This window comes from Alteromonas sp. M12, assembly GCF_037478005.1.
GTDB lineage: Bacteria > Pseudomonadota > Gammaproteobacteria > Enterobacterales > Alteromonadaceae > Aliiglaciecola > Aliiglaciecola lipolytica_A.
Genome location: NZ_CP144164.1, coordinates 3,920,772 through 3,932,927 on the forward strand (window position 1 = coordinate 3,920,772; position 12,156 = coordinate 3,932,927).

4 protein-coding genes are annotated in these 12,156 nt (G+C 41.3%); 1 reads left to right on the plus strand and 3 read right to left on the minus strand.

Features of this window, described 5'->3' with window-relative positions; all coding sequences use genetic code 11:
• Positions 1-573: 573 nt before the first annotated feature.
• Positions 574-2,643: a response regulator gene (locus VUI23_RS16780; protein WP_342808312.1), complete on the plus strand. Its 2,070-nt coding sequence runs from the start codon at positions 574-576 to the stop codon at positions 2,641-2,643.
• A gap of 6 nt (positions 2,644-2,649) precedes the next feature.
• On the opposite strand, the gene VUI23_RS16785 is transcribed toward VUI23_RS16780, so the two are convergent.
• The 3 genes from VUI23_RS16785 to VUI23_RS16795 are packed head-to-tail and all read right to left on the minus strand — an operon-like array spanning position 2,650 to position 11,937.
• Positions 2,650-5,670 (minus strand): sigma 54-interacting transcriptional regulator, encoded by a 3,021-nt coding sequence (locus tag VUI23_RS16785; protein ID WP_342805073.1) that lies wholly within the window; start codon positions 5,668-5,670, stop codon positions 2,650-2,652.
• A gap of 11 nt (positions 5,671-5,681) precedes the next feature.
• A complete protein-coding gene (locus VUI23_RS16790; protein ID WP_342805074.1) occupies positions 5,682-7,451 on the minus strand; it encodes an EAL domain-containing protein in 1,770 nt (589 codons plus the stop codon).
• Complete coding sequence (locus tag VUI23_RS16795) at positions 7,441-11,937, minus strand: two-component regulator propeller domain-containing protein (RefSeq protein ID WP_342805075.1); 4,497 nt, start codon at positions 11,935-11,937, stop codon at positions 7,441-7,443. Before VUI23_RS16795 ends, VUI23_RS16790 begins: the two co-directional genes overlap by 11 nt.
• Positions 11,938-12,156: the final 219 nt, after the last annotated feature.

Below are 12,156 nucleotides of genomic sequence, written 5' to 3' on the forward strand. Positions count from 1 at the left end.
CGCTTTGGCCAACTCCCATTGCGCGAACTAATCTGAAATAGCAATATACTTGCCAAACAGTGCTACGACTTTTTTATGCTTGTAAAGTTAATAGCATTAGGATGTACGCTATCAAGCGTGAATATTCGATCATATTATTGGCAGACTAGTAAATCCGTTAGCTACGCTGTTTTCGAATAGCTGCTGATGATTAAAAAATTAGGCCATACAAGGTGTTTAATCAAGGACTGGAAACACAGATTAGGATGACTAATAGCGGCCTCAGTGAAAAGAAAATTGTAAAACTTACTCTCAAGCAGAAATAGCTACAGTAATTAAGGCCTAGTCGACTTTGTAATAAAACAACAAAGGCGCGGTTACTCAAAAATTAGGGTTCATTTTCTCATATTAAATTTGGCGAAAATTTTTCGCGAAGGGTTGCATTTATCACACGTCTCTCTAATCTAGTTGATAAGCGATCTCAAAGAAGCAAATCATGTGTTAACCACTCTATTTAGTAAACACTTAACAATTAGAGCACGTTATATAGTGGCACTTTTCCTAGTGGCGGCCACAGTCTCTGTTTCTGCATTAATGTTGCGGTATATAATTAAAGCACAATTGAATGATGCTTATATCGTCAATATTGCAGGCCAACAACGCATGCTGTCGCAACGCATTGCGCTGTTTGTCACTCGACTATCAACCTGTCCAGCTGACAAATCGCAGCAAAGTCAGGCGCTACAATCCACAGTTGAAACATTTGAGCGTAATCGCGTTTATCTAAGTGAGTTACCAAACTTGCCCGCTAAAGTACAAGAGCTGTATTTTGGTGAGTTTGGGTTAAATTTAAAAAGCCAAAACTACGCTGAAGCGGCACTCAATTTTAGTAGCCTTGCTGATACATGTGGAGCTATCCCTTCACACTTTAATACAACTGAAACCGACAAACTTCTTTTTGCCCTTAATCAAGTTGTGCAGGAATTTGAGTTGGCTGCGCGCGAACGAGTTGAGCGAGTGGCAAACATTGAATTGTTTTTGTGGTTATTTACCTTGCTATTATTAGTGCTTGAAGCTCTTCTAATTTTTCGACCTATGGAAGCCACAATTACAAGTAGTTTGGCGTCGCTGCGTTTAACGTTGCACAAAGCCGAAGAGTCAGCACGTCAGGCAAAACAGGCCAATAAAGCGAAATCTGAATTCTTAGCCAATATGAGCCATGAATTGAGAACCCCAATGAACGGTTTGTTTGGCATGATAGAGTTGGCCATCGATAATCCAAGTAAAAGTAATGACTACTTAAAAAAGGCTAAAAGCGCTGGCAAACAATTGTTGGTGCTGATAAATGATGTACTTGACCTGTCAAAGATTGAAGCGGGTAAGTTACGCATTGAACGGACACCATTTGATTTAGTTCAGCTATTCGATGACGTTGCATCTGTGCAGTCGGCGAATTGTCGAATAAAAAACTTAACCTTCAATTTTCACAAAACAACCAGTTTGCCCACTCGTGTCATAAGCGACCCTACGCGGTTATCGCAAATCATGCACAACTTATTGAATAATGCCATTAAGTTCACCGACGTTGGCAGCATAACCCTTTCTGTTGGCGTGAACGTTAAAAACAAGAAGTATTGGCTGTCTATTAGTGTTAAAGATACTGGGATTGGAATCGAAGTCCAAAAACTGTCTTCTATTTTTAATAAGTTTGAGCAGGCAGAACAATCCACCACTAGATTGTTTGGAGGTTCAGGGTTGGGGTTAGCTATCACTAAGCAGTTAGCTGATTTGATGCAAGGTGAACTCACGGTGCAAAGTGAATTAGCTAAGGGCAGTTGCTTTACGCTATCAATACCGATTGAAATAGACAGTGAGAAAGTCGAAAACATTCACTCGGAAGCGCATTTAAAGTGTGCCATTGTCGATGATTTAATTACGAGCAGAGAATATATTGAGCATGTTGCCAAATCACAAGGTATGAACACCTCTACCTTCAATTCTGCGGAACAATTTTTAACCACCGACACCTCACAATTTGACATCTTAATCCTCGACCTATCGATGCCTGGTTTGAGCGGTGTTGATTTAATTGAAGAACTGTTAAGACAAAAGGGGACGCAACTCCCCTACATCATTTTGGTCTCAGCACTTATCGAAGATTTAGAATGTTCGGAAGACGTGCGAAAAGTAATATGGCGCACCCATGCTAAGCCTATTATCAGACAAGAATTAGAGGGTGATTTACGTCAATTACAAAAAACTCATTTACTGCAGGATTCTAAAGCTGAACCATCACAAAGTAGTTTTAAAATTTTGGTTGCCGAAGACAATGAAATTAACGCTGAAGTGGTCAAAACAATGCTTGAAGCTGCTGGTTACGATGTGTCAATTGTAAGCGACGGTGAAAAAGCTATTAACGCCTGTATATTTGAACAATTTGATTTGATTTTAATGGACTTACAAATGCCTGTTATGGATGGCTTAACTGCGACGGTTAAATTAAAAACAAAGTTAAACTTTAATAAGCCAATTATTGCACTCACAGCTAATGCTTACGTTGAAGATAGAGAAAAGTGCAAAGCGGCAGGCATGACCGATTTTCTGTCCAAACCAATTGATAAAGTATCGCTGCTCTCTATGATTCAAAAGTACTTAAAAGACTAACCCAAATTAACCTTGGTATTGTTGCATTATTTTACGCAAAGTGGGTTGAGTTACATCCAATAACTTGGCTTTTGCTTGTTGGGTTATCTGTTGCCTAACGACAATTGCATACATTGTAGATTCTAAGGTAGACCACAGATTGGGGATTGCGTCTCCATCCAGGAAGCGTTGCAGCAACGAGCTGCATTCAACAGTTAACTCTTCTAATAGAGGGTGATCAATTGCAGTATCTTTTAATTTTGCAGAGCGTCTTCGTAAAGTCGATTCTGACTGCTCAACTTTGAGTGCGACTTGATAAAGGCTTCCCCATTTTTGTAGACACAATTCAATCCATAGTTTTTCTAACCAAACAGTGACCGGAAAAGATGCAGGTTGTTGAATGGCCAGACAGACAACTTTGTTTAGCAACACGGTTAAAGCGGGCAACAGCTCTTCGTCGTCATCTTGGGTAAGCTCTACAGTCTGTAAACTCGGCGTGGCATGAGAAGCTGAGGGCTGCAGCTCTAAAGATGGCGCTTGTAGATTCAAGTGCTCAGATTCTAAATAGTCACTGGGGCAAGTTATAACAGCCCGCATAATACAGTTTCGAAGTTCTCTTACGTTGCCAGGCCAACTGTAACGACGTAATGTCTCGACTGCTGATGACGAAATATCGAGAATTAGTTTATTGTATTGCTGACTAAACTTCTTCAAAAAATGTCGCGCTAACAGCAAGGTGTCCTCGCCACGCTGATTCAAAGGAGGCAAATTTAACGTGAAAACGTTAATTCGGTAGTAAAGATCAGCACGAAAACGACCTGCGGCCACCTCATCTGATAAATTGCGATTGGTTGCCAATACCAGTCTAACATCCACTTTCCTTACCCTTTGATCGCCCACGGCAACAAAGGTTTTCTCTTGTACGAAGCGCAATAATTTTGATTGTATGTCCAGTGGTAACTCCCCTACCTCATCTAGAAACAAGGTACCACCGTCAGCTTGCGCAATCATTCCTGGTTGATCACTGGTGGCTCCAGTGAAGGCTCCTTTTCTGTGCCCAAAAAGCTCACTCTCAATCAGATGTTTAACTATGGTACTGCAATCGACGGTGATAAAGGGTTTATTGGGCTGTAATCCGTGATTATGGATTTGTCTGGCTATCACTTCTTTACCAGTTCCTGATTCACCGATAAGCAACACAGATGCATCTGTTGGGGCTACTAATTGTACCTGCTGCATCAAGGTGCGCATCGCAGCAGATTCAAATAACAACTCGTGGGTTTGATGATTATCAGGTTCACTTTTCGCTGGGCTGTTGCCCTGTTTATGACTTTGATCCAACAATATAATTCGATCAATGGCAGTACCTAAGTTCGCCGAGACTTGTTGTAGTAATTCAGTGTATTTTTTAGCCACAGGTTGCTGGTTGCTATGCCAACGCAAGACAATAACCCCTAGGCATTTACCGCGAGTCACTAAAGGTACAGAAGCTTGAAGCGTAGTGGCGTTCAGCTCAAGTAAAGGTACAGCGGTCAAATTATCTAGATTATCGACCTGGATATTAGTGGTAACCCATTGATGGACACTTTTCACCTCTACTTTAGGCTCACTTGCGCAAGATAAATTAATTAAACCATCGCCTTTGGTTAAATATAATCCGGCATACATCGATGACATTCCGCTGCTGATGAGCTGACAGACTTGCTCAGAAAAGCTTTGCAAATCGTGTGTACTGCCGATAATACGAATAATATCCCATTGCAGCGTAATGAGTTTGAAGTCGTCATCGGCGGCATCAGAAAACTTACCACTCATGCGATCTAAATTAGCCAATATGTTAGCGTCGAATTTCGGTTGCCAGCAAACTAATGTGCCGCCTCCGATGCTTCGCGCGGCTTGTAGCGCGGCATTTGCTCGTCGAAAAAGCTCTAACGGAGAATGTTCGTTAAGCTGTTCTTCTGACTCAATAGTGGCTAAGCCAAAACTAAAATCCAAATTAACTTTTTTAGCTGAAAAGCGTTTTTTACGCAGCATTTCACGCATGCGAGATGCTAAAACCTGACCTTGTTGTTCATTCGTTTCTGGTAGATGAGCAGCGAATACAGCTCCGCTAAAGCGGCTAGCAAAATCAGCGGAACGCAATAAATCCGACATACATTGTATAATTTCAGCTAAAAGTTGATCGCCTATATCGCGGCCATATTGTTGATTAAATGCCGCAAAATCGTCGGGATTCACCAGCAAAAGCGTTACCGGTGTATTTTTTGCGGCCGACTGTTCTAACCACTCCTGATTCTGCCAACTAGCGATCTGCCGTAAAATCAATAAAGTGTCATCATGATTAAAAGGGCCAACAAAGCCATCGAGCATAACCACTGCATCTTTCAATTGAACAGGAAATGGTGGCAACCTAGTCATTGAGTGAGTACGACTTAAATCAGCCAAAATTTGTGTCATTCGACGTTTAGCGATTGAAGAGGGAATGTTCAGACACGAAAGCAATGTTTGACCGATTACTGACTTCCCAGACTCCCCCATAACCTTTAGTAAAGGCGCATTCATTTCAATTATTTGGCCATGTGAATTTAGGGTCAAAGACATTTCCCCTAAACACTCAGTTAACATCGATAGTTTTTGCTTGGTGGTGGAGAAATCCGCCAGCAATCGATGCTGCTGTTGTATTAACGACAGTACTGGCAAGACTGTAGGTGGTTGTTTCCAGTCTAAATACCAGTGCCCGTTTATTAATGGTTTTAACGGTTGATATGAGGGGTCTTGTGGCAACCAAAATACCTGCAAGCTATGCAAGTTAAATCTGTTGCTCAAAGAAGTCCCGTGCTCTTCATTTTGACAAAGCAATAACATTGTCGTTGGCAAACTCTGCTCAGCCAGTGCTGTAATAACGAAATCGTACTTTGCAGCAAAGGTGTGTTGGAGCGCAGAAATCGCCGCGGAATATGCTGAATCTGCGGCTAAATCACCATCAATAAATAGTGTTATTTGCTCTTTATTTTCTTCAACTGCTTCATCAGACTTGCAAGGTTTCATTATTATTATTCTTATTTTTGCATAAGGTGAGTAAAGTTCTGAGTTAACAAAGGAGCTATATATTCAGCTGCCAATGGCCGTGAGAATAAATAGCCTTGCAACAATAAATGTTTACTATCCTTTAATATTTCTATTTGCCCAGCATCTTCGATACCTTCGGCGATCACACCGAGATTCAAGCTTTGAGCAAGGGCTAAAATAGCTTCCACAATCGCCACATCATCAGGTGCAGAGTCCAAATCACACATAAATGAGCGATCAATTTTTAATATATCAATAGGGAATTTTTTCAAGTAACTCAACGACGAGTAACCCGTTCCAAAATCATCGACGGCTAACGTTACCCCTAAGGTTTTTAATTCAATCAAGCGTGCAATATTTTCTTCGGCATCACTCATAATCACCGATTCAGTTAACTCCAATTCGAGTAACTCTGCTGGTAATCCACTGTTACGCAGGGCCTCAGCTACGATTTCGGTAAAATTATGTTGTCTAAATTGATGACCTGAGACATTCACCGCCACTCTGACAGGCGTATTGTTGTTCATCCAGATTTTGGCTTGCTGGCAACTTTGCTCTAATACAAGCTGTCCCAAAACATTAATTAAACCGGTCTCTTCGGCAATAGCGATAAATTCATCTGGCGGAATCATTCCTCCATTTGCTGGCAACCACCTTACGAGCGCTTCAACTCCCAGTATGTGTCCCGTTTGCGCACAAACTTGTGGTTGGTAAAAAGGTATTATTTCACCGGCGTTGAGTGCTTGACGTAGATCTTGCTCGAGTTGTAATCGAGCGGCAGCTTTAGCATTCATTGAGTCACGGTAAAACTTATAACAACAGCGGCCTGCCTGTTTGGCAGAGTACATCGCTGTGTCTGCATTTTTAAGTAAGGTCTCGGCGTCTTCTCCATCATTAGGGAACATCGAAATACCAATACTGGGTGTAATTACCACTTCAAACTGTTCTAGTTGAAACGGCTTACTGAAGCTACGAATAACTCTTTCAGCAACTAAGGTGGCCTCATTCGCATCGTTTAGCCCATTTAAAAAAATAGTAAATTCATCCCCACCAAAACTGGAAAGTTGTGGTTGATTTAAAGAGAGACTCTGCCCTACGCGGGCAAAAACATCACTATCCCGTAAATTAGTTTGTAGGCGATGAGCCACTTTGCGCAGTAATTTGTCGCCATTACTGTGCCCCATGGTGTCGTTTATCCGCTTGAACCGATCAAGATCGATAAATAACATTGCGGCTTGATGTTGTTTACGCTGAGCTAAAGCAAGAAAACGTTGCAAATCTTGCATTAAGTATTGGCGATTAGGCAAGCCAGTCAAAGTGTCATAGAAAGCCAGTTGATGGAGTTCTTTTTGCTGCGTTACTAAATCTGCAAAGGCTTGACTCGCACGGAGGATGTACTTAACTCGTTCACCCAAAATTGGCCATCTAATAGGTTTGGCAATAAAGTCAGTTGCCCCTACCGCATATGAGCGGTGAATAGACTCCAAATCATCTGAACCTGTTACCATAATGATAGGAACATGCTCGCCGCTTTTTAAACTGCGGATCCGTTCGCATACTTCAAATCCATTCATTTCTGGCATAGAAACATCTAGTAAAATCAGTGAAGGAGAGTGCTTCTCAAACTGCTCCAAAGCGCGTTTCCCATTTTCGGCTTCAAGCACTTCAATGGTGTCACTGCTAAGTGTTTCTTTCATTAAAATTCGCGCGGTGAGATCATCGTCACTCACTAGGATTTTAATTTTTGATTCAACTGACATTTCTGAATGTCTCCAACTGCTCGCAACTTTGTAAAAAAGTAGCTTGTATACTGTGTGCTAAAGTATCGATTCCTTCCGATTGTTGCTGTTTTGACATGCTCTCTAAGGTTTGACATATTTGATACAATGCCTTAGCGCCAGAGTTTCCTGACATCGATTTTAAGGCATGTGCAATTTCTGCAACCTCATGCAAATCCATGTCTGGACTATTCACTTGTGTAAACAGCTGTGTGATTAATTTTTCAGCTTCTTGGGTAAATGCATCCAACACTCTTACAAACACTGGATTTCCGGTATCTCGACTAATTTTCAATAACGTATCCACCGTTGCCATATCGATTAACTCCGATTCTGGCTCTTCATCGCTGGCTACGCTATTCCCACTATGAGGGGCATTTAGACTATCGTGCTCACTGTCTGGTGAATCATTGACCTGAGGTTGTTTTACAGAGCCTAAAAAGCGCGTCAAAGTATGTTCAAGTTCTCGCAATGAAAAGGGCTTAGTCATAACATCATTCATGCCTGCCCCTAAACATTGTTGGCGTAAATCATCTCCCATACCAGCAGTTAGTGCAATAATTGGAATCTCCGGCCAGTTTTTCCTGATCTCCATGGTGGCCTTGTAGCCATCCATAATAGGCATTTGGCAATCCATCAACACTAAATCAGGTTGACGTAGATTTATTTGTTCAACCGCTTCTGCGCCATTATCTGCCAACCATGTTTCACAACCAAGCATGCCTAACATGCTTTTCGCTACCTCTTGATTAGTTAAACTATCTTCTGCTACCAAGATATTCGCATTAAACTTCTGATGATTAGGGTAGTCGTTATTGCTGTGCTGACGATCTGCACTTTTAAGACCTATGGCTTTATGTAAACTTGCCTGTAGTTCACTCAAATGAATAGGTAGCGGCAAAATATTGCGTTTATCGTTTTCTTGCCACTGTGAGGAGGGCAACAAGCATATCCATTTTTGCAATGGGATTTGCGCTTCTTGTATTGCCCCCTCATATTCACTAAGGCTGATCCATAAACCATCCTTTGCAGAGGCTAATTGTCCGTTAACTCGTTGCACATGTAAGGTTTTAACACCTAATTTGCTCAACATATTAGTAACTGCCAATCCTAAACCACCGTTAAGATTCACCAAATGTACAGTGGGAAAACGAGTCTCTGGCGTATACTCGATAACCTGGTTGTGGGTTAATGGCAAATCAACTTCGAGGCTGAATGTACTGCCTTGCCCTAGTGTAGATTGCACATCAATGTTACCGCCCATTAACGTGGTAAGCTGACGACAAATCGCTAGGCCTAATCCTGTCCCGCCGTATTTTCGGGTGGTAGAGGCATCTGCTTGGGTAAACATTTCAAAGACTTTCTGTTGTCGATCAGGTGCCATACCTATACCAGTATCTTGAATGCTTATTTCAAAACCACTGTAATTATTGGGCGCTTCCGAAGAATCTGCATGGGAGGTATAACAAGGAACACGCCTAATACTGACATTCACTTCGCCTTGCTCTGTAAACTTAATCGCGTTGCTGGTTAAGTTTGCAATGATTTGTCGTAATCTAGCTGGGTCGGCGTAAACTTCAGGGAGAGGATCTGGAGATAGAATAGCGTTTACGTACAAGCCTTTGTTATAGGCCGACTCACTAAACAAATCACACACCTCTTCAACCAAAGCCTCAAGATCAACTGGCACTGACTCCAGAGTCGCTTTACCGGCTTCAAGCTTGGAAAAATCTAAAATATTGTTGAGTAAATCGAGAAGCAACCGCCCCGAACGATACACCAATTGGGCAAAATGCTGTTGTTTAGGTTTAAGATCAGAGCTTAACAATACTTCTGTCATGCCCAGTACACCATTCATTGGAGTGCGAATTTCGTGACTCATGATAGCTAAGAAATCACTTTTCTCTTTACTGGCTTGTTCTGCTAACTTTCTGGCTTTTTCTGTTTCTTGCATACTGGTTTCAAGTTGCGCATTGGCATGTCGTAACTCTTTGGTACGTTCTTCAACCTTCTCTTCTAGGTCAATCAGTTGCTGGATCTCGGCCAAACGTTTAAGTCGGTAGCGCCACATAGTATTTAGCACAATTAGAATCACAATGAGCGCATACAAGCTGTAAGCCCACATTGTTTTCCAAGGTGGAGGGAGCACATTTATCGGCAATACAATACCTTCTGTATTCCACAATCCTTGGTTATTACTCGCCTGCACTTTAAGTGTGTAGTTTCCAGCCGGTAAATTGGTGAATGTTGCAATGCGTCGATTTTCTAGTTCAATCCAATCGGAATCAAGTCCGTCTAATTTATATCGATACTCGTTGAGGCCCGGCGCATTGTAGTCAAGGGCTGCAAATTCAAATGAAATAAAATAATCTTTGTAGTCTAATTCTAGCTGCTGTAACTGCTGATAAGGCACATCAAACCAAACTTGTTCATTCAATTTTTTGATTCTAACCACCACCACAGGAGGTACCACTGAACTGTCTTTTATCTGGTCGGGATGAAAACGAATAAAGCCAGTGATACCACCAAAATACATAAACCCGTTACTATCTTTAAAGCCCGCACCATAGTTAAATTCGCTTTCTTTTAATCCTTGAGAACTATCAAAATGTCTTGTTTTACCTGATTCGACATTTAACCGAGTTAACCCTGCAGTACTACTTAACCAAAGGTTGCCATTGTTATCATCTAAAACTGCATAAATATGACTGCTTGGAAGACCACTAAAACTGTCATAGTGTGTAAAGTTATTGTTGTTTGCTTGCATATCTTCAGGCAGCCATTTATTTAACCCGCCCCCCTGAGTGCCAACCCACAATTGTGCTTTTGAATCTTGATAAAAGGTCCATGCCGTCGCAGCGGACAAACTATTAATATCCTCAGGAATATGCTCAATACGTTGAAATTTACTGTCAGCCAAATCAAGTAAATTGATACCGGACACAGTGCCAACAGCGATAGTGCCATCAAGCAATTGATAAATAGCCAAAACCCGATCACTATTTATGCTTTCTGGGTCATTTTCATCATGCCGATAATGCACAAATTGATCGCTTCCCGCAGGCAAATAATTTAAGCCACCACCAAAGGTTCCTACCCAAATATTGCCCGCATTATCGGCTAAAACGCTGGTGACACCATTGAAACTTAGGCTATCAGGATTTGCGGGATCATGGGAAAAGAAGTCGATTTGATTGTTATCGACATTGAGTCTCCCCAACCCCGCCCCCCGAGTCCCGAACCACAATATATTATTTTCACCAAGAACCGCTGTAACTCTTGCGTCCCGTAACGCTGGTTGAGTTTCTTTATTGATGATTTGAATTACTTCTCCGTTCGCATCTAGCTGTGTCAACCCACTATAACTGGCTATCCAAATTGACGATACGCCATCACTTGCATGGGTTTCAGCAAATCCTAAAACAACGTTATTCGCTAATCCTTTCGCTATATGCTCAAAGGGTACTTCAATGGTTTTGGTAATACCGTTAAAGGTACCCAGCCAAATTAACCCAGTAGAATCTTGCTGAATTGACAAGATGATATTATCGGTCACCCCATCTTCGGTTGTAAAAGTGTCAAAACCATCTTTGCCATCCCAAAGCGCAACGCCAGCATCGGTGCCAATCCAGATACGTTGACGGTGGTCCTGAAAAATCGCATAAGCAAGATTGGAAGGTAAACTATGTTTTAGATTTTCATGATGTTGCCAATTAGAGAACTTTAATTTTTTAGGATCGGCTACTGTCACACCAGCGTCTTGGCTGGCTATCCACAACCTTTGTTGGGCATCAACAAATAGTTGCTTTAACGAGTTACTAAAAAATGTTGAATTTGGCCCCGAAAATAATCGCTCTACGGTTTGCTTTTGCTTGTGGAATTTAATTAAACCATTTCCATTGGTGGCAAGCCAAATGTACTCTTCATCTTCAACAATGGATGTAATAGAGGCATCTTTTTCAAGCTCAGGTAGAAGCTCTCGGGTATTAAAATGCTCAAAAATCATGTCATCAGGATTAAAACGGCTAAAATTACCATTTCGATAACCAATCCAAATAAAATTTTGGGAGTCTAAGAATAACGTTTGAAGTCTATTTGATGTGGGTGCAGAAGCAGAATTATCGGCTTCTGTCCAAGCTGTAAACGTTTGTTTGGCAGCGTTGAACAAGTTAAGCCCACCACCGTCAGTGGCTATCCACAAACGCTTTTGGTGATCTTCAATAATTGCGAAGGCGTTATCCGAACTAAGAGATGTATCATTTCGAGGATCATGAACGAAACGTAACAATTGATACCCATCGTAACGACTGACGCCTACTTGGGTAACTATCCACATATAGCCAGTACTATCGTGGTATATCTGTCGTACACTTTTTTGAGCTAGCTGCTTAGTTAAATCGTCTGAGGAGAAATTGAAATTAGGAGCATCTGCGGCAACTGCACTGCTACTTAATAACAGAAAAAACAAATAACCCAATATTCCTCTTTTCAACATACTTCTTCACTGCTCATCGTTTTTAAATTAGATTAACCTAATGAAATACGTATGCCAATGAATTGCTGTAAATAGCCTAAAAAGCGCGCGTTTAACCTAGTATTCAAGCCTATCGCAAGGTTATATAAAGCAACTTTAAGCATACTGATTAAAAATGAAAGGAATAAACAAAATATTACATGGATAAAAAAC

Coding starts and splice junctions, on each gene's coding strand:
- VUI23_RS16780 (WP_342808312.1), top strand. CDS start 574: ATGTTGCGGTATATAATTAAAGCACAATTGAATGATGCTTATATCGTC.
- VUI23_RS16785 (WP_342805073.1), bottom strand. CDS start 5,670: ATGAAACCTTGCAAGTCTGATGAAGCAGTTGAAGAAAATAAAGAGCAA.
- VUI23_RS16790 (WP_342805074.1), bottom strand. CDS start 7,451: ATGTCAGTTGAATCAAAAATTAAAATCCTAGTGAGTGACGATGATCTC.